At 63.0% G+C, this 20935-nt stretch carries 25 protein-coding genes and 1 tRNA gene; 13 read left to right on the forward strand and 13 right to left on the reverse strand.

What is annotated here, in order from left to right; translation table 11 throughout:
* The first annotated feature begins 72 nt into the window (after positions 1 to 72).
* Entirely contained in the window at positions 73 to 228 is a 156-nt protein-coding gene (locus FFI89_RS34345; RefSeq protein WP_168212898.1) for a hypothetical protein, read from the forward strand.
* Positions 229 to 345: 117 nt separating this feature from the next.
* Here the strand turns inward: FFI89_RS34345 and FFI89_RS15580 are convergent, their stop codons facing one another.
* Positions 346 to 1350, reverse strand: a complete 1005-nt coding sequence (locus FFI89_RS15580; protein WP_138837955.1) for a tripartite tricarboxylate transporter substrate binding protein — start codon at positions 1348 to 1350, stop codon at positions 346 to 348.
* A gap of 123 nt (positions 1351 to 1473) precedes the next feature.
* A complete protein-coding gene (locus FFI89_RS15585) occupies positions 1474 to 1959 on the reverse strand; it encodes an outer membrane protein assembly factor BamE (protein ID WP_168212899.1) in 486 nt (161 codons plus the stop codon).
* A 122-nt stretch (positions 1960 to 2081) separates the two neighbouring features.
* On the opposite strand from FFI89_RS15585, the gene FFI89_RS15590 reads away from it, so the two are divergent.
* The 6 genes from FFI89_RS15590 (at position 2082) to FFI89_RS15615 (ending at position 6641) form a co-directional block, all read left to right on the forward strand.
* Entirely contained in the window at positions 2082 to 2633 is a 552-nt protein-coding gene (locus tag FFI89_RS15590) for a ubiquinol-cytochrome C chaperone family protein (protein WP_138837959.1), read from the forward strand.
* Between the two features lie 11 nt (positions 2634 to 2644).
* On the forward strand, positions 2645 to 3232 hold the full coding sequence (locus FFI89_RS15595; protein ID WP_138837961.1) for a DUF177 domain-containing protein: 588 nt from the start codon (positions 2645 to 2647) through the stop codon (positions 3230 to 3232).
* A 302-nt stretch (positions 3233 to 3534) separates the two neighbouring features.
* Positions 3535 to 4596 carry a phosphate acyltransferase PlsX gene (plsX, locus tag FFI89_RS15600; RefSeq protein WP_138837963.1) on the forward strand — a complete coding sequence of 354 codons (1062 nt, stop codon included), beginning with the start codon at positions 3535 to 3537 and terminating at the stop codon, positions 4594 to 4596.
* Positions 4593 to 5570 (forward strand): beta-ketoacyl-ACP synthase III, encoded by a 978-nt coding sequence (locus FFI89_RS15605; RefSeq protein WP_138837965.1) that lies wholly within the window; start codon positions 4593 to 4595, stop codon positions 5568 to 5570. Before plsX ends, FFI89_RS15605 begins: the two co-directional genes overlap by 4 nt.
* A 130-nt stretch (positions 5571 to 5700) precedes the next feature.
* Entirely contained in the window at positions 5701 to 6030 is a 330-nt protein-coding gene (locus FFI89_RS15610) for an integration host factor subunit alpha (RefSeq protein ID WP_138839307.1), read from the forward strand.
* A gap of 41 nt (positions 6031 to 6071) precedes the next feature.
* Positions 6072 to 6641: a MerR family transcriptional regulator gene (locus tag FFI89_RS15615; RefSeq protein ID WP_138837967.1), complete on the forward strand. Its 570-nt coding sequence runs from the start codon at positions 6072 to 6074 to the stop codon at positions 6639 to 6641.
* Between the two features lie 59 nt (positions 6642 to 6700).
* Here FFI89_RS15615 and FFI89_RS15620 read toward each other — a convergent pair.
* A tRNA-Pro gene (locus FFI89_RS15620) sits at positions 6701 to 6778 on the reverse strand.
* 300 nt (positions 6779 to 7078) lie between these two features.
* Between FFI89_RS15620 and FFI89_RS15625 the strand changes: the two genes are divergently transcribed.
* Positions 7079 to 7348 (forward strand): hypothetical protein, encoded by a 270-nt coding sequence (locus tag FFI89_RS15625; protein WP_138837969.1) that lies wholly within the window; start codon positions 7079 to 7081, stop codon positions 7346 to 7348.
* A 303-nt stretch (positions 7349 to 7651) separates the two neighbouring features.
* On the opposite strand, the gene FFI89_RS35205 is transcribed toward FFI89_RS15625, so the two are convergent.
* Positions 7652 to 7780 (reverse strand): hypothetical protein, encoded by a 129-nt coding sequence (locus FFI89_RS35205; RefSeq protein WP_256379189.1) that lies wholly within the window; start codon positions 7778 to 7780, stop codon positions 7652 to 7654.
* A 227-nt stretch (positions 7781 to 8007) separates the two neighbouring features.
* Between FFI89_RS35205 and FFI89_RS15635 the strand changes: the two genes are divergently transcribed.
* Entirely contained in the window at positions 8008 to 8976 is a 969-nt protein-coding gene (locus tag FFI89_RS15635; protein ID WP_138837971.1) for an SDR family oxidoreductase, read from the forward strand.
* 104 nt (positions 8977 to 9080) lie between these two features.
* On the opposite strand, the gene FFI89_RS15640 is transcribed toward FFI89_RS15635, so the two are convergent.
* The 5 genes from FFI89_RS15640 to FFI89_RS15655 form a co-directional block, all read right to left on the reverse strand.
* Positions 9081 to 9545, reverse strand: a complete 465-nt coding sequence (locus FFI89_RS15640) for a GcrA family cell cycle regulator (protein WP_138837973.1) — start codon at positions 9543 to 9545, stop codon at positions 9081 to 9083.
* A gap of 46 nt (positions 9546 to 9591) precedes the next feature.
* Positions 9592 to 9792 (reverse strand): hypothetical protein, encoded by a 201-nt coding sequence (locus FFI89_RS15645; RefSeq protein WP_027537191.1) that lies wholly within the window; start codon positions 9790 to 9792, stop codon positions 9592 to 9594.
* Between the two features lie 306 nt (positions 9793 to 10098).
* Complete coding sequence (locus tag FFI89_RS34705; protein ID WP_210249123.1) at positions 10099 to 10332, reverse strand: hypothetical protein; 234 nt, start codon at positions 10330 to 10332, stop codon at positions 10099 to 10101.
* Between the two features lies 1 nt (position 10333).
* On the reverse strand, positions 10334 to 10750 hold the full coding sequence (locus FFI89_RS34710) for an AMP-binding protein (RefSeq protein ID WP_210249124.1): 417 nt from the start codon (positions 10748 to 10750) through the stop codon (positions 10334 to 10336).
* 11 nt (positions 10751 to 10761) lie between these two features.
* Positions 10762 to 11703, reverse strand: a complete 942-nt coding sequence (locus FFI89_RS15655) for an acetamidase/formamidase family protein (protein WP_138837975.1) — start codon at positions 11701 to 11703, stop codon at positions 10762 to 10764.
* A 66-nt stretch (positions 11704 to 11769) separates the two neighbouring features.
* On the opposite strand from FFI89_RS15655, the gene FFI89_RS15660 reads away from it, so the two are divergent.
* From FFI89_RS15660 to FFI89_RS15670, 3 genes are all read left to right on the forward strand, one after another.
* Complete coding sequence (locus FFI89_RS15660) at positions 11770 to 12573, forward strand: YdcF family protein (RefSeq protein ID WP_138837977.1); 804 nt, start codon at positions 11770 to 11772, stop codon at positions 12571 to 12573.
* A 57-nt stretch (positions 12574 to 12630) separates the two neighbouring features.
* Positions 12631 to 13416 carry a DUF169 domain-containing protein gene (locus FFI89_RS15665; protein ID WP_138837979.1) on the forward strand — a complete coding sequence of 262 codons (786 nt, stop codon included), beginning with the start codon at positions 12631 to 12633 and terminating at the stop codon, positions 13414 to 13416.
* A 176-nt stretch (positions 13417 to 13592) separates the two neighbouring features.
* Positions 13593 to 14774: a trans-acting enoyl reductase family protein gene (locus tag FFI89_RS15670; RefSeq protein WP_138837981.1), complete on the forward strand. Its 1182-nt coding sequence runs from the start codon at positions 13593 to 13595 to the stop codon at positions 14772 to 14774.
* Positions 14775 to 14800: 26 nt separating this feature from the next.
* Here the strand turns inward: FFI89_RS15670 and FFI89_RS15675 are convergent, their stop codons facing one another.
* Complete coding sequence (locus FFI89_RS15675) at positions 14801 to 15997, reverse strand: NAD(P)/FAD-dependent oxidoreductase (protein WP_138837983.1); 1197 nt, start codon at positions 15995 to 15997, stop codon at positions 14801 to 14803.
* Positions 15998 to 16121: 124 nt separating this feature from the next.
* On the opposite strand from FFI89_RS15675, the gene FFI89_RS15680 reads away from it, so the two are divergent.
* Positions 16122 to 16613 carry a MarR family winged helix-turn-helix transcriptional regulator gene (locus FFI89_RS15680; protein ID WP_138839309.1) on the forward strand — a complete coding sequence of 164 codons (492 nt, stop codon included), beginning with the start codon at positions 16122 to 16124 and terminating at the stop codon, positions 16611 to 16613.
* Here the strand turns inward: FFI89_RS15680 and FFI89_RS15685 are convergent.
* The 3 genes from FFI89_RS15685 to FFI89_RS15695 form a co-directional block, all read right to left on the reverse strand.
* The gene (locus FFI89_RS15685; protein WP_168212901.1) at positions 16600 to 17868 is read right to left on the reverse strand and encodes an O-antigen ligase; all 1269 of its coding nucleotides are present in this window, start codon (positions 17866 to 17868) and stop codon (positions 16600 to 16602) included. The two genes, FFI89_RS15680 and FFI89_RS15685, sit on opposite strands and share 14 nt — an antisense overlap.
* Positions 17869 to 18008: 140 nt before the next feature.
* Positions 18009 to 19559, reverse strand: coding sequence for an undecaprenyl-phosphate glucose phosphotransferase (locus FFI89_RS15690; protein ID WP_246669468.1), 1551 nt, complete (start codon positions 19557 to 19559; stop codon positions 18009 to 18011).
* 114 nt (positions 19560 to 19673) lie between these two features.
* Entirely contained in the window at positions 19674 to 20807 is a 1134-nt protein-coding gene (locus tag FFI89_RS15695) for a glycosyltransferase family 4 protein (protein WP_138837987.1), read from the reverse strand.
* Between the last annotated feature and the right edge of the window lie 128 nt (positions 20808 to 20935).

A 20935-nucleotide genomic window follows, 5' to 3' on the forward strand; every position in this document is an offset into this window, starting at 1 on the left:
CGGGGTTTTTGCTGCGTTGAATTCAAACGATATCCGCCGAGACTCACACGCTGACAACAAGGAGACCAACTGATGTCGCTCTCATCCGCCCGGAATTACGCACTCCGCGCCGCCAAGTCGCAGGATCAGAAAGAGGCCACCGAACTGCTGTCGAAGGCAATCCTGGAACTGGCGATGGCGATCGACGCCACCGACGCCAAGGTCAAGAAGATCAACAAGTCGTCGTAGCCATAGCGTTTTCGAGCGAAGTGGACGCCGGTTCGCGTCAAGAAAACGCGTCAAAACAAAAAGACTAGAGACCGGTTCTGATTCAATCAGAACCGAAAAGGCTCTAGTCGCGCAGACTCAGTTCACGTCCATCTGCAAGCCTTCGCGCTTGATGATCTCGGCGAACTTCACCGTCTCGGCCTGCACGAAATCAGAATACTGCTGCGGCGTACCCCAGTCGGTGCGCGCCCCCATGGCCGCGACGGTCTTCTTGACGTCCTCGCGCTCGAGCATCGTCTTGATTTCCTTGTTGAGGGCATCGACGACAGGGGCGGGTGCGGCCTTCGGCAGGAATACGCCGAACCACGAGGAGACATCGAATTTCGCCAACTCTGGCGCGCTCTCGCGCATGGTCGGAATGTTCGGCGCCACGGCACTGCGCTCGGGCGTGGTGACCGCGAGCGCGGTCAGCTTGCCTTCCTGTGTTTGCGGAAGCGACGGGAACAGGTTGTCGAACAGGATCTGGATGTCGCCGGCGAGGGCGGCCTGCAGCGCCGGGCCTGCGCCGCGGAACGGCACATGCACCATCTTCAGGCCGGTCAGTTGCAGGAACCAGGCGCCGGTGAGGTGAGGGCTCTGGCCCACGCCTGAGGAAGCGTAGTTCAGCTTGTCGGGGTTGACCTTGATGTAGGCGATCAGTTCGGCGATCGACTTGATGCCGGTCGATGGATGCGCCGATACGATATTCGGTGTCCGGATCAGGTTGGAAACGGCCTGCAACTGGTCCGCCTTGTAGTTCAGGTTGCGGAAGATGCTGTAGGCGATGGCGTTGGGGCCGGGATTGCCGATCAGGATGGTGTGACCGTCGCCCTTCTGGCGGATCACCTCGACGGTGCCGATGGTGCCGCCGCCACCGGAACGGTTTTCCACCACTGCGGACTGGCCCCAGGCGCTCTGCAGGTGCGCTGCCAGCAGCCGCCCCATCACGTCGGTGGTGCCGCCGGCCGCGGCCGGCACGATGATGCGGACGGTTTCCGTCGGCCGCCAGTCGGCGCCAACGCTCGCGCGCGGCAAAATAGCTGCGGCCGAAATGGCCGTGGCCGCGGTCAAGACGCGGCGGCGAGAAAAAGCTTTGCTGGTCACACGTTCGCTCCCTGCTGAAATGTTATTTCGCTGGGAGCGTAGGGACCCCGCGACAATGGGGCAAGCGGGCGACTTGGCGCAGGTCGAGCCGCGCGGGGTGTCGAATAGGCGGCGGTTGGGCGTCTAGTTGAAGCTGAGCAGCTTGAACAGCGGCGTCAGATAGCTGAGCTCCTGGCCGGAGGTCGGCGTGGTGCGGCTGATGAAGTCAAAGATTCTGCCGTCCTGCAGCCCGTAATTGGCGAGCCGCTGCACCTGGCGGTTCTTGTCGAAATAGATCGCGATCACCCGCTGGTCGACGACCTGCTGGTTCATGAAGGCGACTTTGCGCTCGGAGCGTTGCGAGATGTAGTAGAACACTTCGCCGTTGAGTGTGGCGACGGTGGAGGGCGTTCCCATCACGATCAGCACCTGATCCTGGCTGGCGCCGATCGGAATCTGCTCGAGCGCGCCGGGCGGCAGGATGTAGCCCTTCTGGAACTGTTCGCCGGTGCAGGCGCCGAGTGCTGCGCACATCAGGGCTATGGCGGCGACCGCGCGGAAACCGCGCCAGCGCGCGGTCAGGCGGCGCGGCGAGGGCGCGCATCGGCGTCTGTGGCTCGTTTCGGTCATATCAGGAACTAGCCCGTCCTCTTGCATCGCGCGAGGCGTTGACGTACCGGGCAGCACGCAGGATTGCAACATGCGCGAGCTCCCAACAAGGAAACCTTGGGGGTCCGCATCCGGGACCCACAATGCTTTGGCCGTTCAATCACTTCAGGAAACCCCGGTCGCCCCAGCGCGGCACCATTGAAGCCATCTATGGCATGATCGTGACGCAGACACGAGAACCGACGTTTTATCGGGCAATGGGGGTGCCTGATACGGTTAACGGCCGTTTTGACCTGCTGCTGCTGCATTTGTGGCTGGTTTTGCGGCGGTTGAAGTCGGCAAGCGGTGGCGCGGCGCTGTCGCAGGCCCTGTTCGACCATTTTTGCAACGATATGGACGATAATCTTCGCGAAATGGGGGTCGGCGACCTCACCGTGCCGAAGAAGATGCAGGCCTTTGGGGAGGCCTTTTACGGCCGGACCGCGGCCTACGATCTCGCGCTGACCGGGGGCCGCGAGGCGTTGGCGCAGGCGCTGTGCAAGAATATCCTGAACGGCGAACACATCGAAAAGGCCGGCCGGCTCGCAGCTTATGCCGAGGCGGCTATGGCCGCCCTGGACAGCCTCGACGACGCTACGCTGCTGGGTAGTTCGGCGAAGTTTCCCGTGCCTGACAACGTGGACCGAGAGCAATGAGCAACAGCGGCATGACAGAGAAGCGAGATCCGCTGAAGCCAGATCCTTGGCGCGTCCCCCTGGCGGTCGCGCAAATCCCGGACACGGGCCTGCATCGCGACCTCCAGGCCGACGAGGCCGTTCGCCATGCGATTGCCGATGTCGGCGATTTGCGCGAGGTGCTTTCGGCGCAGGCTTCGTTCGACGTCACGCCGAAGAGCGGCGGCCGCTACCATGTCGCGGGCCATGTCCGGGCGCGGATCGGACAGACCTGCGTGGTGACGCTCGAACCGATGGAAAGCGATATCGACGAGCCGGTCGATCTGACCTTCGTGCCACCGGACCAGATCCCGGAAATGGCCGCACTGGTCGATGACGCCGAGCAGAGCGACGGGGATACGCCGGACCCGCCGGAGCCGATCGAGAACGGCTTCATCGATCTCGGCAGGGTCGCCACCGACGCGCTGTATCTCGCGGTGAATCCCTATCCGCGCAAACCCGACGCGGTTTTCGAACCCCTGGTTGAGGCCGAGGATCCCGAGGATCACCCGTTTGCAGCCTTGAAGGCGCTCAAGGACGAGCCGAAAAAGCCCGGCAAAAAGAAACCCAAAGGAACGTGACTCGCCGTTTAAGGCGACGGTCGGGTCGCATTCCGGTTGAGGTGGTTGCCTTGTTTTGCGAGGAACTTGGTATAAACTGTTGAATTGTATGGCTTTATAAGCTAGTCTCGAATCCGGGTCACGCTGGTCCCGTTTGCCAAAAGACAGTGGTCAAGAGGTTGTGTCGGGACGGGGACACGCTATTGTCGCGGCCCGGCGGAGGCGCTGTACAGCGCTTTGCCGAGCTCCGCTGCGGCGGTGCCTTTTCCAGTGCGCGGCCGGGCTCGACGAGGGCCGCAAGAGATCAGGTTTCTGGGACGTTCATGCCTCAAAAGGTTCGAATCGCGCTTGACGCCATGGGTGGCGATGTCGGCGCATCGGTTGTCATTCCCGGCGCCGCGATCTCGTTGAGTCGGCATCCCGACGCCGAATTTCTGCTTTATGGCGACAGCAAGCTGATCGACGAGCAGCTCGCGAAATATCCGGCGCTCAAGGCAGCCTCGCGCGTGGTCCATACCGACGTGACCGTCGCCATGCACGACAAGCCGAGCCAGGCGCTGCGCCGCGGGCGCAAGAGTTCGTCGATGTGGCTTGCGATCGACGCCGTTAAGAAGGGCGAAGCCCATGTCGCGGTTTCCGCGGGCAATACCGGCGCGCTGATGGCGATGGCGCGCTTCCACCTGCACACAATGCCGGGGATCGATCGTCCGGCCATTGCCGGCGTGTGGCCTACGGCACGCGGCGAGTCGGTCGTGCTTGATCTCGGCGCCAGCATCGGCGGCGACCATCACCACCTGGTGGCGCTGGCTGTCATGGGCGGCGCGATGGCGAGCGTGCTGTTCGGCAAGCCGCGCCCAACCGTCGGCCTGCTCAATATCGGGGTCGAGGAGGTCAAGGGCGGCGAGGAGATTCGCAAGGCTTCCGAACAGTTGCGCGCGATGAACCTGCCGGAACTCGAATATATCGGCTTTGTCGAGGGCGACGGGATCGGCATGGGCGCCGCCGACGTGATCGTGTCGGAAGGTTTTAGCGGCAACATCGCGCTGAAGGCCGCGGAAGGGACTGCACGTCAGATGGCGGATTTCTTGCGTCAGGCCATGTCGGCCAGCCTGATGTCCCGGATCGGTTATCTGTTCGCCCGCAAGGCCTTCAAGGCGCTGCGCGACAAGCTCGACCCCAACAAGTCCAACGGTGGAGTGATGCTCGGGCTCAAGGGCGTGGTGGTCAAGAGCCATGGCGGAATCAACGCCGAAGGCTTTGCCTCTGCGGTCGATGTTGGCTATGAGATGGTCCGCTGCGATCTCCTCACCAAGATCAATCAGATGCTTAATCGCGACGGAAGTGCGCTGGCTCAGGCGCAGACCGCGCAGGAGGCTGTCTCGTGATTTCCAAACGTTCGGTCGTGCTGGGCTGCGGCTCTTACCTGCCGCAGAAAGTACTGACCAATGCCGAGCTGGCGGCTCGCATCGATACCTCCGACGACTGGATCGTACAGCGCACCGGGATCCGGGAGCGCCACATCGCCGCCGACGGCGAGTTCACCTCGCATCTGGCGATCAACGCGGCGCGCGCCGCGCTCGAGCATGCCGGTATCGATGCGCAGGCGATCGACCTGATCGTGCTGGCGACCTCGACGCCGGACAACACTTTTCCGGCGACCGCCGTCGCGGTGCAGCACGGACTCGGCATCAACCATGGCGCGGCCTTCGACCTGCAGGCGGTGTGCTCCGGCTTCGTGTTTGCGCTCGCTACCGCCGACAACTTCCTGCGCTCCGGCGCCTTCAAGCGTGCGCTGGTGATCGGCGCCGAGACATTTTCGCGCATCCTCGACTGGAGCGATCGCGGCACCTGCGTGCTGTTCGGCGACGGTGCCGGAGCGGTCGTGCTCGAGGCCCAGGAACAGCCGGGCCTATCCTCCGACCGCGGCATATTGACTACGCATCTGCGCTCCGACGGCCGGCACAAGGCGAAGTTGTTTGTCGATGGCGGTCCGTCCTCGACCCAGACCGTGGGTCACCTTCGGATGGAAGGCCGCGAGGTGTTCAAGCACGCGGTCGGCATGATCACCGACGTGATCGTGGATGCCTTCAACGCCACCGGCACCACGGCCGAGGACATCGACTGGTTCGTGCCGCACCAGGCCAACAAGCGAATCATCGATGCTTCAGCGCACAAGCTCCATATTGCGCCGCAGAAGGTGGTGCTGACGGTCGACTTGCACGGCAACACGTCGGCGGCCTCGATCCCGCTGGCGCTGGCGGTCGCCGTGAACGACGGACGCGTGAAGAAAGGCGATCTGGTGCTGTTCGAAGCGATGGGCGGAGGCTTCACCTGGGGTTCCGCGCTCCTGCGCTGGTGAGCGCGGCATAGAATATCGATCAAATTTGTTGCGTGTTTTCATGCGCATGCATGATGGTGGCTGTTGACCATTGCGTGCTAAGCTCATAATTTCAGGGAATAAATTGTTCGCCGAGAGTGCGGGGCAGGCGATGACCGGGACCGGAAAAACAGTCACACGCGTCGATTTGTGCGAGGCAGTCTACCAGAAGGTGGGCTTGTCGCGAACGGAATCCTCTGCGTTTGTCGAGCTTGTTTTGAAAGAGATCACTGATTGCCTCGAGAAGGGCGAGACGGTGAAGCTGTCGTCGTTCGGTTCCTTCATGGTGCGCAAGAAGGGTCAGCGTATCGGACGTAATCCGAAGACGGGTACTGAAGTGCCGATCTCGCCACGTCGCGTAATGGTGTTCAAGCCGTCGGCGATACTGAAGCAGCGGATCAATGGTCATGCGGTCGCCAATGGCGACGGCAAGGAAGACTAGAACCTTACCCTTGAATAGAGTGAGCTGAGAGGAGCGAGCATTTGGACAAGGCGCCGGATGCGTTCCGAACCATCAGCGAAGTCGCTGAAGAACTCGACATTCCCCAGCACGTGCTGCGGTTTTGGGAGACGCGGTTCGCCCAGATCAAGCCGATGAAGCGCAGCGGTGGCCGGCGCTATTACCGGCCCGACGATGTCGATCTGCTCAAGGGCATCCGTCGCCTGCTCTACGGCGAGGGCTATACGATCCGCGGCGTGCAGCGGATCCTGAAAGAGCATGGCATCAAATCGGTGCAGGGCCTCGCCGACCAGACCTCGGCCGTCTCATTCGGCGCGGTTGAGGAGGCGATCGGCCTCAGCCTGCAGGAGCCCGATGAAAGCGAGATCCCGATCGTCGGTGTCGATGACGACGACTACGAGACGGAAGAATCCAAAGAGATCGATTATCGCTTCGTCGAAACCGACGAGGACGGCATCGTGGTGCCGTCGTTCGTCAAGAGCAAGCCCGTCCCCGGGCCGGTTGAGGGCAGGGACCGCGAGCGCCTTGAACGCGTGCTGCAGGACCTGCTGGCCTGCCGGCAACTGCTCGACAACGCGCTGAAGGACGGCTGAGGGGCGGGCGTCCGGACCGCTTCGTGCCGCAGGTATTTGCTCGGGATATTGGTAGATAATGGTCGGAGCGAGAGGATTTGAACCTCCGACCCCTAGTCTCCCAGACTAGTGCGCTAACCGGGCTGCGCCACGCTCCGATGCCGTTCCATTAGCTTCGATCAGGCCGGGGCGCAAGCAGGCAAAGCGGAACCTTTCAGGCCTGACAAGCCGCCGCCGGGGCATGGGGCCCTGTGCCTTCCTACAGGTTGCAGAATTGCAAATGCCGGACGCTGTGCGCCGGTCGATCGGGCTTTTGAGTCCGAGACAGGTCATTTTGGGAAGCGAAAGCGGTTTCTCTTACAGATAGTGAAGTGACACACAGGTAGCTCAAGGGTTGCCATGATAAAATTTCAGCGGGGGCAAATGGTCGTGTCGTTTTTCTCAAGAGGAGAACTGAGATGCGAAAGTTAGTCTTCATTGTTGCCTTCGCCGCCTTCGGCTTCGTGGCGAGCGAGGCTTCGGCCGTTACCGTGCTCACCACCACGCAGGGTGACGTGAAGAAGCAGTGCGAAGGCAAAACCAAATGCAGCGGCGCTTGTGGCAGCACGCTATGCGACTACGTGTGCGAGGATCCGAAGAAGCAGTGTACCGTCAGCATATTCCTGAAAAAGCGACCTGGACGCGTCACAGGTTCCGCCACAGCCGGGGCCAAGGCTAGCGTTCAGTAGTAACGTTCAATAGCCGACGCTGCATCGAGGCCAGCGAAACCGCAATCATCATGCTGGCCCCGGTGTGGCGATGGTCGATCACTTCCGGCGCATGGCTTCGGTCGAACTCTGGGACGCCGTCAAGGGTCGCGCGCGCCGATGCCGGAGGCCTCGCCCGCGCAGCAGGCTGCGATCAGGAAGGCGCTGGAAGGGCTGGGTCTGTTGAGTGGAAAGCAGGTGCGGGCGGCGGAATAGGTTGGGCGCCGGATGCTGGACACGTGACCGCGACGGCGTCACGCTCGGTTCTCAGCGGCGTGAAGGGGGCTAGATTCCGAGAACCCAGATGCCGAGGATGACACCGAGTACCGCCAGTCCACTGATGGTCCAGCCGGCGGCGTAGGCCGGGCCGGCGGTCTCGGGTTGATCGACCATCGAGTCATGCCAGTGGGTCATTCCAACCTCCTGGAATCGAGTGCTCCTGTTGGTTAGGTCTCGGTCGCACCGATTAGGTTCAAACAACGGCGCGCGATGAAAGTTCCCCGGTTTCGGGCCAATCCCTGGCCGCGTTGAACTCCCTGAGGATCGATCGTAGATTGCCGACGTTCCCGCTCCGGGAATGGGGCCACGCTTGCGCCATTCGCTGCTCCCCAAAAATCTCAAGAAAATTGTCAGGAAACTCCATGAAGGATTTTGCCGGAAAATTCGCCGTTATCACCGGAGGCGGCACGGGCATGGGCCGCGAGCTGGCGCGCCAGCTTGTTGCCGAGGGCTGCAACGTCGCGATGTGTGACGTCTCCATGGAGGCGATGGCCGAGACCAAGCGGTTGTGCGAGGCGGAAAAGCTGCCGCAGGGGCTGCGCGTCACCACCCACGCCGCCGACGTCTCGATCGAGGACCATCTGACGCGGTTTCGCGACGAAATGATCGAGCAGCAGGCGACCGACAAGATCCATCTGCTGTTCAACAATGCCGGCATCGGCGGCGGCGGCAGCCTGTTCACCAACACCCGCGAGGCGTGGGAACGCACCTTCAACATCTGCTGGGGCGGTGTCTATCTTGGCGTCCGCACCTTCCTGCCGCTGATGATGAAGGCCGACGAGGGCCACATCGTCAACACGTCAAGCGTCAACGGTTTCTGGGCCTCCGTCGGCCCGGGCGTGTCGCACACGGCTTACGCCTCCGCCAAGTTTGCGGTGAAGGGATTCACCGAGGCGCTGATGAACGACCTGCGGCTCAACGCCCCGCACATCAAATGCTCGGTGGTGATGCCCGGCCATATCGGCACCTCGATCGTTTCCAACTCGCGCAAGATCATCAGCGGCACGGAGTCCGATCAATTGAGTCCGAACGAGGTCCTGTCGGCGCGCCAGCGGCTGAAGGGCATGGGCGTCGATACCGGTGCGATGTCGGACGACGATATCCAGAAGATCGCGCTCGATCGCGCCCGCAGTTTCCGCGACGAGGCGCCGACCACGGCGGCGGTCGCGGCAAAGATCATTCTCGACGGCGTCAAGGCCGAGCGATGGCGCATCCTGGTCGGCGACGACGCCCACACGCTCGACGAGCGCGTGCGCCAGACGCCGGAGAAGGCCTATACGCCGGAGTTCTACCAGAGCTTTGCCGAGGAGGTCGGCTGGCGGCTGGGCTAAACCTTCATGTTTTGACGCGTTTTCTTTACGCGAACCGGTGTCCACCCACGGATCAAGTCCGAGGGCATGCTTCGCTCGAAAACGCTATTGCCGGCGCGCGGGGATTATCCCCTCGCGACGCGCTGGCGTGAGCCGGAGCGGTAGGCGAGGCGGGTGTGCCCGGCGCAATAGGGCGCGCCTTCGAGTGGCGTGTTGCCGCAGAAGCAAAAGTCGTCGGCGCCGGGCGTGCTGATTGGCCAACGGCAGCGTTGCTCGCTGAGTTCCAACAGCGAGCAGCGGCGCTCGCTCACGACAGGCGCGGCGTAGACGGGTTCGCCGTCCTCGTAGACCGTTCGCAGCATCTGATACTGCAGCCGCGGAATCGATCTGGAGGCGCGCTCCTTTTTGGCCGGGCGCGCTTCGGTGCTGAACTCGCCGCGCGTCAGACCGAGGCGGGAAAGTTTGCCGATCACGGCGTTGCGGCTGACGCCGATACTGGCGGCGATCTCGCGGCAGGAGAGGCCGGCTTCAAAATGGCTTTTCAGGAGTTCGACGCGCTCGGTGGTCCAGGTAGGTCCAATGGCAAACATGTTGGCGGTTCCAAATTGCGTTGAACCGCCGCTTCCCAAATTCCCGTCAGGAAGGCCTGCCGTTGTCGCGGATCGCAAGCAGCCCGTCCTTGATGGCGAGCCGAATGCCTTCCTCGATCAGGGTCTTCGCGACGCCGGGAACGCTGGTACCGTGGGTGCCCTGTCTCACCAGTTTTTCGAGATAGGTGATGGTCGAGAGCGCCAACGTGACTGGAACGCGGTCGGTTTCGGCTTTTTCCGTAGCCATGAGGAACGCTAACTTTTAATCGCTGTACTGAAAAGTATCTATTTAGACTCTATTAAGTTATGGCCGGCGGAGTCAACCAGCCCGTGACTTTTCTTCTATCCCATTGGAAATATTTAAAAATCCAGTAGCAGGCCGAATGGCGCCGGTTTGAGGCAGGCCGAGGCCTGCACGCAAGCCCACGCGCGCACGCGGCCAAACGCGACAGCCAAGGCTCGATTTCCCGATTGCCTCGCGTCAGTTTGCAATGACGATAATGCCCTGACGACAAAGCCTTTGGGGGAAGGCGTGCAGGGTGTGATGAGGGCGCTACGCCTCAAGCTCGATCTTGACCGAAAACTTTTGCAGCAGCCGTTGCGCGGCGACCACCTTGTCTGGCGGCACCTTGAAGCGCAGGAACAGCCCGCGCGAGGGATCGGTGATCGCCTCGACACCGACGTCTTTCGCCAGGCCTTCCGCCGCCAGCAATTCGCGCGCGGCTTCGCCCGCCGCGATCTCGCGCAGCTTCGGCTTGAAGATCTTGCCGATCGGGGTGACCGGCATTTCAGGGATTACGGACACCGCGTGGCCGCGCCGGCGGTTCGAGAATTTTCTCCAGCACGAAGGCGGAAAGCGCTTGCGGATCGACATGGACGCCGGGCTGCGCCGAGACGAACAGCATCGGCACCTCGCCGGCATAGGCGTCGGGGCGTACGACGGCGGCGGCGAGGGCGACGCCGGGGAAGCCGAGGGCGGCGTCCTCGATCGCGCGCGGATCGATATTGTGTCCGCCGCGGATGATGACGTCCTTGGCGCGGCCCATGATGTAGACAAAGCCGCCGGCGTCGATGCGGCAGATGTCGCCGGCGCGCAGCCAGCCCTGATGGAAGGCGTCTTCGGTTTGCTTGCCGTCGACATAGCCCGGAAACACCTGCGGTCCCCGGGTCAGCAATTCGCCGACAAGGGTGCGCCCGGGCAGCACAAGGGTGGGCCTTACCCGTGCACGACGCTCTTTGCGATCATGCAGTGAATGCCCTTGGAGCCGTTGACGGTTTGCGTCACGCGCAAGTCGGCCGCGAGGCTGCAGAGCGTGTAGGCGTCCTCGCGCGACAGATTTCGCTTTTCCCCGAGCAGCACGATCATGTCGCGCAGCGCGCGCACCACGCATTGATCGAGATCGGGATCCATCGCCATCGTCAGGTAATGCGTTGGCGTCTCGGCACGGGGATAGTCCAGCCGCAGATCCTTGCGCAGCGTCAGCCGGAAGCGGCCCTGCAAGGCGGTTTCGATCGCGGTGACGCAGACTCCGCCGTCGCCTTGCACGCCGTGGCCGTCGCCGCAGGAAAATAGCGCGCCCGGCACGAACACCGGCAAATACAGTTTGGCGCCGGCGCCGAGCTCCTTGTTGTCGAGATTGCCGCCCATTGCGCGCGGGATCAGCGAGGTGATGCGGCCCCAAGCCGGTGGCGGCGACACGCCCATGACGCCGAAGAACGGGGCCAGCGGCAGATCGAGCCCCCATGGCATGCGGCCGACCATCCGCTCGCGATCGAGCGGAATGTTGAGCAGGCGGGTCTCGTGGAAATCGTCGGGCAGGGTACCGGCGAGCGGGCGGATCAAATTGTAGCCCCAGTCCTGCCGGAGCTGGACGTCGAGAATATCGACTTCCAGCACGTCGCCGGGCTCGGCGCCCTCGACCGCGATCGGGCCGGTCAGGATATGGCCCGGCACCATCCGCTCATTGCGGGCGTGAATATCGGCAAGTTCCGCAGGCACGTGAAATTTGCTGCGGTCCGGCACCACATCGGGGCCACCGGTCACGGTGTCGACGGTCACTTCGTCGCCGCTGGCGATGGTCATGACCGGCTTCAATTTCGCTTCGAAGAATCCCCAGTGGCAGGTTTCGGGACTGGAATGCAGGTGATGATGGGTCATGAGAAGGCTTTAGGTTGCGGCGATGACGTCGTATGACGCTGTACCAGACATTGTCAGAGGCTTCCCTTGTTTTTTGTACTCTCCAAGACGATCGGCTTCGTGCTGATGCCGACGAATTTCCTGATCGGCCTCGGTGTCGTCGGCGTTATTCTGCAGGCGACGCGCTTTGCGTCGCTCGGCCGCAAGTTGGTCATGACCGCGGTGCTGCTGCTTGTGATTTGCGGGCTGTCGCCGCTGGGAAACCTGCTGATTTATCCACTGGAATCGCGCTTTCCGCCGTGGGATCCGACGCGCGGGGCGCCTGACGGCATCATCGTGCTCGGGGCATCGATCGAGGCAGATATTTCCGCCGCACACGGCACGCCGGTGGTACGCAGCGCGCCTGACCGCATCATTGCCGCCGCGACGTTGGCGCGCCGCTATCCGAATGCACGCGTCGTATTCTCGGGCGGCAGCGCCAACTTGCTTTCGAACGATGCCAGGGAAGCTGATTTTGCCGGAGAAGTATTCGAGGGTCTTGGCATCGCCAAATCGCGCCTGATAATGGAGCGGCGTTCGCGCAACACGCTTGAAAATGCCGAGTTCTCCAAAGCACTGGTCGCGCCCAAGCCCGGCGAACGATGGCTGCTGGTGACGTCGGCGTTCCACATGCCGCGATCGGTTGGCTTGTTTCGAAAGGCGGGATTTCCGGTCGAGGCCTATCCGGTCGACTGGCGCGTCGCCGGGCGTGACGGCCTGTTCGCGTTTTCGAGCCGGACCCTCGAAGGATTCTGGCGAACGGACGCCGGAATGCGCGAATGGATGGGCCTGATCGCGTACCGGGCCACCGGCAAGACCGACGAGTTGCTTCCGGGGCCGGTCCCGAACTAAAAGCACTTGTATAGCCGCAACAAGCGCGCGTTCAGCGCCGATTTGGGAGTCTACGCCATGCAACAGCAATCGCCGCCGGAAGCGCTGGATTTGGCCGGCATGGTCGCCGATCTCAACAGCCTGCTGCGGCTGAAGACGACCGTGATCGGCATCAAGATGTTCGCCACCAAAGAGGAAATGACGGCGATTCCGAAGATCCGGCGGCCGTCGGCGGTGCACACCACCGATCAGATCGTCAGCATGGCCTCGCGGCTCGGCTGGACTGTCGGCATCACCGGCGAGGATCTGGTCGGCGCGCAGTGCCGCGCGGTCATCGGCCTGGCGCCGCAGGACGACAAATGGCTCGCCGGGGAAAATTATGTCGGCGTCTGGCACGGCACTGCCGAAGACGCACGCAAGCGCCAGGAAGCGCTCGATGTGGTGCCGTATGGCCAGTATCAGGCCATGGCGGTGAGCCCGCTCACCAGCGGTCGGCTCGATCCGCCGGATATCTGCCTGGTCTACGCCACGCCCGGCCAGATGATCATCCTGATCAACGGGCTGCAATATACCGGCTACAAGAAGTTCGAATGGGGCGTGGTCGGCGAGACCGCTTGCGCCGATTCATGGGGCAGGGCGCTGAAAACCGGCGAGCCCTCGCTCTCGCTGCCATGCTTCGCCGAACGCCGCTACGGCGGCGTGCCGGATGAGGAGATGCTGATGGCGCTGTCGCCTGCGCATCTCAACAAAGCCATCGTCGGCATGAAGCAGCTCGCCAAGAACGGCCTGCGCTATCCGATCGCGCCCTATGGTATTCAGGCCGACGTGCGCGCCGGCATGGGTGTGTCCTACGCGAAGAAATAGTTGCGATCGTCATTGCGAGCCAACGGGTCGGCGCGAAGCGCCGCCCGATGATAAACTCCGCGAAGCAATCCATCTCGCGGCATAAAGAAAGAATGGATTGCTTCGTCGCTTCGCTCCTCGCAATGACGGAGCATGATCTACTGGCCGCATAGGCGATACTCTGAGGAATCTTCCATATGTCTTCGTCGAAATTCGACATCATCGTCTACGGCGCCACCGGTTTCACCGGCCAGCTCGTCGCCGAATATCTGGCCGCGCATTACAAGGGCGACGCCAGTTTGAAATGGGCGATGGCCGGACGCAGCAAGGAAAAGCTCGCCGCCGTCCGCGATGCGATCGGCGCACCGGCAGACACGTCCCTGATCGTGGCTGACGCCAGCGATCCCGCTTCGCTGAAAGCCATGGTGGCGCAGACCAGGTCGGTGATTACAACGGTCGGGCCCTATCAGCTCTACGGCGCTGATTTGCTGGCCGCCTGCGTGGTATCGGGCACCGATTATCTCGATCTCTGCGGCGAACCGGTGTGGATGCGCCAGATGATCGATGCGCATGAGGCAACCGCCAGATCGACCGGCGCCCGAATCCTGTTTTCCTGCGGATATGATTCGTTGCCGTTCGAGCTCGGCGTGTTCTGCGCGCAGGAGGAGGCGAAGAAAGTATTCGGCGCCGCGGCGGCCAGGGTCAAAGGCCGCGTCCGCGCCATGACCGGCACGCTTTCGGGGGGCACCGCCGCCAGCATGAAGGCGATCTTCACCGCAGCCGCCAATGATCCAAGCCTGATCGCCCTGTTGAGGAATCCGTTTGTGCTGACGCCGGGCTTCGACGGGCCAAAACAGCCGCCGGGCAACCGGCCGGCGTTCGATCAGGATCTCGATTCCTGGACTGCGCCGTTCGTCATGGCCAACATCAACACCCGTAACGTGCACCGCTCCAACCTTCTGATGGGTTTTCCCTACGGCAAGGACTTCGTCTACGACGAGATGGTGCTCACGGGTCCAGGCGAACAGGGTGAAGCCAGGGCCAAGCGCATGACGGCTGCCAACACCTCGGAGAAGATGACCTCCAGCGGACCGAAGCCGGGTGAGGGACCGTCGAAGGAGGAGCGGGAAGCCGGCTCTTACGATCTGCTGTTCGTCGCGATCGCGCCTGACGGCCGCCAGGTGCATGCCGCGGTGACGGGCGATCGCGATCCCGGTTATGGCTCGACTTCCAAGATGATCTCGGAATGCGCCATCTGCCTGCTGCGCGACACCCCGGACGTTCCCGCAGGCATCTGGACGCCCGGTGCCGCGATGGGTCACAAGCTCATCAACCGGCTGGTCGACCATGCCGGCCTGACATTTGGGGTGGAGAAATAGGCCTCACCCCGCGCGACGTGACGGCGCTACGCTGCCGCACGGGGATCGTAGGCGTACATCCATTCCATTCCCTTGGCCGAGACCGGAAGCAGAAGTTTCAGCATCCGGTCGCGGATCCAGGCGCCGGTGGCGCTGAATTCGCGCTTGCTGTTGCCGTTGCGGCGGGCCAGCGCCACGATGCGTTCCGCGCGCGGTCGACGGTCGAGCTCGAAATTCTGGAAGGTCAGGGCGAGCTCCTGCCGGTCCTGCATCAACCGGCCGAGCCGCATGGCGTCTTCCAAAGCCAGCGACGCGCCCTGTCCGGCATGCGGGCTGGTGGCGTGCGCGGCGTCACCGATCAGCAGCGTGCGTTGGCGCGACCAGGTCGGCAGGGTCGCGACATCGAGCGTCGCCGTCACCACGATATTCTCGGCGGCCTCCAGAATCCGCGGGATCGGATCGTGCCAGCCGGCGTGGAAATCAAGCAGATGCCGCCGCATCGCATCCTGGCTCATGGCGCGATACGCCGTGGCGTCAATGCCGTGCGCCGGCTGCGTGCTCCACCACATTACGGCGTCGTTCGCATCGGAACTGCAAACGCCGTAGCCGAAGAACCCGCTTTGTCCGAACGTCGTTGCGACGCGCTGGCCGATCGGCGCGTCCGCGATCACCGATCGGGCGACAAAGCCGCCGAAGCCGATCAGGCCGGTGTCGAACGGTTTCGGTCCATCGGGGATCACATGCGAGCGCACGGCCGAATGAACGCCGTCGGCGCCGATCACGAAATCGCCCTCCGCGCTGGAGCCGTCGGCGAAATGCACGACCACCGGCTTGTCGGTGCGGTCCTCGATCGCAACCAGGCGCTTCTCGAACCGCAGCTCGACATTCTCGCACCAGGCCCTGTTGATCAGCGCCTCGTTCAGCGTGGCGCGGCACATGTTCACCGCGGGCTGGCCGAAACGCTCTTTCATGTTGTGATTGATCGAGCCGAGCCGGGCGCCGGACTGCGAATGGAAATCGAAGGATTCAGCGATCGATCCGTGCCGGATCATGTCGTCGGCCAGGCCGATCTCGGCCAGCACGTGCATGCCGTTCGGCGCGATCTGCAGGCCGCCGCCGATGCCGCAGGAGTAGGGCCAGGCCTCGAACACCTCGGCATCGATGCCGGCCTTTTTCAGGAAGATCGCGGTGACCGGACCGGCGATGCCGCCGCCGATGATCAGGGCCTTGGGTGGTCTGCTCATGCCTTGCTCCGTGCATCCGTGAAGTGATAGGAACGTATAGTTGCTAATCATCTTAGTAACTAAGATATATTCGAACTAAGATAAGAGGCGGGCTTTGTCAAGACCGAAAGCGCGGGCTGCGCTGATGCAGGAACTCGAACACGCGGTGCGGCGCTCGTCTGCGCTCGGCGTGATTTTCGGGCAGACGGTAGCGAACCGGGTCGGCATTTCCAGTTCCGACCTCGAATGCCTCGACTTCCTCAACATTGAAGGCCGCGTGACCGCAGGCCGCCTTGCGGAGCTGACGGGGCTGACGACGGGCGCCATCACCGGCGTGGTGGACCGACTGGAGAAGGCCGGCCTGGTGCGCCGCGAGCGCGACGACAACGATCGCCGCAAGGTCTTCATTGCGATCGTGCCGGAGAACGTCGCCAAGGTTGGACGGTTTTATGAGCACTTGCAGCGAGGCATGCTGGAGCTCTGGAGCTCCTATTCGGACGCCGAGTTGAAGCTGCTGCTGCGTTTCATGACGCAGGGCTACGAGACCATGCTGGCGGCGGTCGAGGAGCTCAAGACGATGGTGGATGGGTCCGATCCGCAGCCGAAAGCCGGACCCGGCAGGCCTAGGAAGCGATAGCCGGCGCCGTGGACGCGGGATCGCGGTTTGCCTTCCAGCGCTCGGCGGCGACGTACATGCCCCACATCGTGCCCAGCATCATCCAGAAATGCCGCCAGTGGTCGGTATCGATGATGAAGCTCTCGCCGACCGTGCCGAGATAGGCCGAGAAGATCGCGAGATAAGTCCGCTGCCATGGCGCGGCGGTGAAGATGTAGCGGAATCCCGTGAGCGCCGTGACGAACACCAGCGCCGGATAGCAGATGCCGGAGATCCAGCCACCCGACATGAAAGCATTCAGGTAGGAGTTGTGAGTGTCTTCCGGAAAGTACTTGTGGAACTGCAGCGGCCCGATGCCGAACGGCAGATCGAGCGCCATGTCGGCGCCGAGGATATGGCGGCCGAACCGGCCGAAGCGGCCCTCGTCATAGCTCTGGTCGAAGCTGGCGCGCTGCTTGAACATCTCGGCGATCGAATCGAACGACAGCAGGACCGCGACCAGCGCCGCCGCCAGGATAACGGCTACCAGCGCCATCACGATGACGCGCGAGCGCTGCGCCTGCGAGCGGCTGGTCAACACCATCAGCACCAGCATGAAGCCCGAGGTGAGGATCAGCCCGCCCCAGGCCGCGCGCGAAAACGCCAGCAGGATCGCCAGCGACATCATTCCGAACGCGATCGTGTTGCGGAATGATTTGCCTAACCTGTCCGAAACGACGCTCTGCAGGCAGAACAGCGCCGGCAGGATCAGGAACGCGCCCAGCACGTTGGGATCCTTGAAGGTACCGCGGGCGCGTTCATACAGCGTCAGCAGGTCATGGCCGCCGGGGACGAGGTTGAAGTAGCCGCCGAGCGCCGCGAGTGCTGCGATCATTGCGCCCACGACCAGGCCACGCCGCAGCATGTTGAGCCGGGCCTCGGTATCTTCGGAGATCACCATCGCGAAAAACATCACGGTGACGGCCATGTACCAGGACGTCGCGATCCAGTTCGCCACCTCGCTCTTGTCCAGGAACGGAATGGCGCCGATGGTGTAGCCGACATTGAGCAGGAACAAGGCCAGCAGCAGCGGCACGAACACGAGCCGCATCCGCAATCCCGTGGCAAAGAAGATCAGCGAGGCGGCGAGCGTAGAGAGTTCGTAAGGGCTCGGCTCGATGAAGACGATGGCGCCGCACGCGCCAACCAGCCACACCAGCGCACGCTGAAGCGCGAGCACGCCGGGTGCCGCCGTCATCGATGGAAGGGAGCCCCCGGCCGCCGCCGCATACGCCATCACATACTCACAAACACACGCAACTCAACGTCACAACATACTATTGCTGACGTCATTGCGAGGAGCAGTAGCGACGAAGCAATCCATTCTTTCTCAGCCGGCGAGATGGATTGCTTCGCGTCGCTCGCAATGACCGTCTTTCAATACGCATTCTCGTTCTTCGTCATCAGCGCCAACGGCGTCTTGAGCAGGATGAAGGCGTCGAACAGCACCGACCAGTTCTCGATGTAATAGAGGTCGAACTCGACGCGCTTCTGGATCTTCTCGTCGGTATCGACTTCACCGCGCCAGCCGTTGATCTGCGCCCAGCCGGTGATGCCGGGCTTGACGCGGTGGCGCGCGAAGTAGCCGTCGACGGCCTCGTCGAACAGCCGGCTCTGCAATTTGCCCTGCACGGCGTGCGGGCGCGGGCCGACCAGCGAGAGGTTGCTCTTGAACACGACGTTGAACAGTTGCGGCAATTCGTCGAGGCTGGTCTTGCGGATGAAGCGGCCGACGCGGGTGACGCGCGGATCGTCCTTGGTCACGACCTTGGCCGCGGTCGGATCGGCCTGATGGTGGTAGAGCGAGCGGAACTTGAAGACGTCGATGCGCTCGTTGTTGAAGCCGAACCGCTTCTGGCGGAACAGCACCGGGCCGGGGCTGTCGAGCTTGATCGCGAGCGCGACCAGCCCCATCACCGGCAGCGCCGCGAGCAGGATCAGGAAGCCGACCACGTGATCGAACAGCCACTTCATCACCAGGTCCCAGTCGGTGATCGGCGCCTCGAACACGTCGAGCGTCGGCACCTCGCCGAGATAGGAATAGGAACGCGGGCGGAAGCGCAGTTTGTTGGTGTGAGCCGAAAGCCGGATATCGACCGGTAGCACCCACAGCTTCTTCAGCATCTCCAGAATCCGCGTCTCCGCGGAGATCGGCAGCGCGAACAGCACGAGATCGACGCGGGTGCGGCGGGCGAATTCGATGATGTCATCGACCTTGCCGAGCTTCGGGCTGCCGCCGCAGGTGTCCATCGCGCGGTCATCGTTGCGGTCGTCGAAGACGCCGAGCATGCAGATGTCGGAATCTTCCTGAACCTTGAGTGCCTTGACGAGCGTCTCGCCGTTCTCGTCGGCGCCCACCACGATGGTGCGGCGATCGAGCCGGCCCTGGCGCGCCCAGTTGCGTACCAGCGAGCGCAGCGCCAGGCGCTCGGTCACGAGTGCGGCGAGGCCGACGAAGAAAAACGCCGTCAGCCAGAGCCGCGAAATCTCGCTGCCGAGCTTGACGAGGAAGGAAGCGCCGATGAAGAGCAGGAATACGAACGCCCAGGATGAAACCATTCGGGTCATCTGCCGGAGCTGACCGCGGAAGACGTCGACGTCGTAGATGTCGGCGGCCTGGAAGCAGATCACGGCGGTTGCCGTCATGGCGACGATCGCGGTGGCATATTCCCAGTGAAAACCGCCGAGGCGGACGACATAGCCGAAATAGAGTGCGATGCCGATCAGGCTCAGCATGACGAAATCGACGAGCCGCACCGCGCCTGCGATCACGATCGGCGAGTAGGCGCCTCCAACCTTTTGATTGGTGACGGCAAGGGCTGCCGGAGACAGCCTTCGGCGCCGTTCGACCGGTGCGCGATCGGCGGTGCCGTCCATCGCGGCCGTCGCGGCGGCATTCATCATCGAGCGAGCGCTGATCGGTTCCACTTGTCCACGTCCGTTCTTGTGCCGGCAGATAGGAATGCGCCCGCCGATGCGGAACTCCCCACATCACGGCATAAGGGACAAATCGGAAGAAACAGTTACGTTGGTAATGAGGAGTTAACGATTGGCAAACGCGTCGCGGTAGCCGGCCAAGACGCCCTCGACCATCGCCTTTTGCGAGAAGTGCACGAAGATCCGTTCGCGCAGCGACCTTGCGCGCTCCTGCGCGGCGTGCAGATCGTCGAGTGCGCTCTCGATGGCGTCAGCCATCGCGGAAGCGAGGCCGGGCGCAAACAGGGCCTCGGTATGGGAACCGAAGATCTCGGGGATGCCGCCGACATTGGCGGCAACCATCGGAATGCCCGCCGCCGCGGCCTCGATCACCACATAGGGCATGGAATCGCCGCGGGAGGGAACCACCAGCAGCGAGCCCTTGGAAAAGCCGTAGCGCGCCTTGACGTGACCGATGAACCGCACGGCCTCGCCGAGGCCGTGCTGCTGCACCTGCGCCTTCAGGTTCGCCGTTTCCTCGCCGTCGCCGGCAAGCGTCAGCGTTATCGGCCGGCCGTCGGCGCGCAGCCGCGCCACCGCGTCGATCAACAGGTCGGCGCCCTTGATGTGCCGGAACTCACCGACATAGACCACGTCGGTGGCGTCCTCCGCCTTGACGATCGGATCGAACTCATTGGCGGTGACGCCGTTGAACACGCAGCGTACCAGGCCTCTCGGCGTGCCGATGGTGCGCTGATAGGTGTCGCGTGCGAACGCACTTTCGAACAGGAACAGGTCGGTCCTGTCCATCAGCGCGCGTTCGACGCGGCCGTAAAGATTTCCCTTCAGCGTCGTCAGCGGAAAATGCAGCGAGCCGCCATGCGGCGTGTAGACCCTGATCGTGTGGTTCGAACCGGTCCTCAAGCGAATAAAGGCGCCGGCCTTGGCGCCGTGGCCATGCAGCACGTCTGGCTTCAATTGCCGGATCAGGCGGTGAAAGCGTGCCCATACCAGGACGTCGGTCGGGAGCGGCTCGCGGCGGATGGGGAGGCGGTGAACACCAAGCTTGAGGCGAGGGGCGATTTCCGCGAATGCCTGGTCGGCCCGTTCGCCGCCGGTCAGGCTGTCGGCGACAATGCCGACCTGATGGCCGCGATCGGCCTGGCCATTAGCCAGGTCGAGAATATGGCGAAAAATCCCTCCCACCGGGGCACGCGTCGCGTGCAGGATACGAAGCGGCTGGCCTTCTACGACAGCCATGATCAGAGCCAGCGTTCCATGCGGCCCGCGCAAGCGGGCGCAGCAACCGGGAATGGGTTTGGGGCGAGCGCGCCGCGCATCACGAGAATCCTGAAATACGATCTGCCCGATTAAGGGTGTCCATGGTT

Origin of the sequence: Bradyrhizobium sp. KBS0727 (genome assembly GCF_005937885.2) — a bacterium.
Taxonomy (GTDB): Bacteria; Pseudomonadota; Alphaproteobacteria; order Rhizobiales; family Xanthobacteraceae; genus Bradyrhizobium.